The 1,569-nt window shown below is 70.4% G+C and carries 2 protein-coding genes and 1 pseudogene; all 3 read right to left on the bottom strand.

Translation table 11 applies throughout. The features are described from left to right. A pseudogene (locus HV824_RS35690) lies at window positions 1-495 on the bottom strand (HupE/UreJ family protein); the annotation flags it as partial. Window positions 496-542: 47 nt separating this feature from the next. After that, a complete protein-coding gene (locus HV824_RS35685) occupies window positions 543-1,109 on the bottom strand; it encodes a hypothetical protein (protein WP_176420853.1) in 567 nt (188 codons plus the stop codon). After that, window positions 1,106-1,264, bottom strand: coding sequence for a lmo0937 family membrane protein (locus HV824_RS35680; protein WP_176420854.1), 159 nt, complete (start codon window positions 1,262-1,264; stop codon window positions 1,106-1,108). The genes HV824_RS35685 and HV824_RS35680 overlap by 4 nt, the downstream gene beginning before the upstream one ends. Between the last annotated feature and the right edge of the window lie 305 nt (window positions 1,265-1,569).

The following is a 1,569-nucleotide window of genomic DNA, read 5'->3' as shown; positions in this document are numbered from 1 at the left end:
CTCCGGGACGTCCACCTCCGGCCGCCCGGCCTCCGCGAACACTGCGCCCGGGACCTCCCCTTCCCTCACGCTGCCCAGGATCACCCGGTACTCCGGCGGCAGCCGCGCCAGCACCTGGAAGCGCTGGCGCATTCCGCCCGGTGGACACGTGAAGGTGGCGGACAGCTCCACGAAGGACTGGCGCGGCGCCGCGGCGTGCGCGGTCCGCGCGCAGGGCAAGCCTCCGGAAGCCAGCGGCATCGCGTCCCAGACGCTCGCGGCGATGGCGTCACGCCGCGCGTCCAGCGCGGCCCGCGTGAGGAGCGAGCCCCCGTCCGCGTCGGCCAGGAGCATGGCCAGCGTCCGCGGTGTCATCGTCAACAGCTGACGGACCTCGGGCGCTTCGGGCCCGGCGCGGTGCGCTTCAATATAAATGATGTCGGCGTCGTGCGCGGCGGCGGCGCCCGCGGCCAACAGCAGGCACGCGAGCATGGCCCGGGGGGAGACCCACGTCATGTCCCCTCCAGCCTGCCGTCACCGCCCGCCCGCGTCCACCCCGGGCGCTACTCGGAGACGAAGCGCAGCTCCACCTGCTGGCGGCCGCTCATCGGATCATGCCGCGCGCCGCAGGAGAAGCAGTGGAGTGCCTGGTCCCAATCCCAGACGACCTTCACCTCTTCGCCACAGCAGAGCATGGGCATGACTCGCAGCAGCTCATCCGGCTCTGGCTCCATGGGGCCCGGCAGCGCCTCCGGCTCCACCGCCACGAAGGTCGGCCTGGGGTTGACGGCCAACGTGCGCGCCACATGCGCCAGCTGCTCGTACCGCACGTGGTTGGCCCAGCCGCGCGCCACGGCCTCCAGGTGCCCCTGCTGGGCGGGCGTGAGAAAAGCATCCGCCTCCGCGCGGTAGCCACAGTACGGGCAGCCCCAGACGGGAACGCCCTCCACGCACTCGTGGGCATTCTCGAAGGGAAAGAAGCCCAGGAGCTTGTGCAGCACCGCGCGCGAGTCCATGGGCCCCGGACGCGTCTTGAAGGGCCGCTGACACTCCGGGCACTCGCGGCGCGTGAAGCCCACGGAGTCCCGCGGCAGCTCCACCCCCATCACCTCGGGCGCCCCGCGCCTCACGCCGACGCCGCCCGACGGCCTTGAGACACCACCGCCAGCAGGAACGCCACCATCGCGAACAACAGCAACAGGTGGACCCAGTAACCCTCGGTGGAGCCAGTGGTCAGCCCCAGCCCCCACAACACCATCAGGATGATTCCCATCGTCCAGTACACGCCGCACCTCCACGAACCACAGCCTGGCGCGGGCAAACCTAGGAACAGGCCCCCGGACGGGCAACCCGGTCCTTTTCACAGCCTCCCGTTGGGAACGGCACGTCTCGATCCGGGCATTTTTTCAGATCCGCCGGGGAATCCAGCGCACCCGAAATGGCGAATTCGTTGGCGCTCTTAAGGAGAAACACGCCGCGTGCGACCTCTGGCACGCGGGCTGCTTAGGCGCTGCTCCGTCGGCAGGTCGGTACATCCGTATGAGTACACGGGGCGCGAGCGGCATGGCGGCGCCGGGAGGGGTGGGATGA

It is taken from the genome of Myxococcus sp. AM009 (assembly GCF_013372605.1).
GTDB classification, from domain to species: Bacteria; Myxococcota; Myxococcia; order Myxococcales; family Myxococcaceae; genus Myxococcus; species Myxococcus vastator.
The sequence above is the reverse complement of the archived record's forward strand: the minus strand, read 5'-3'. Positions and strand labels throughout refer to the sequence as shown.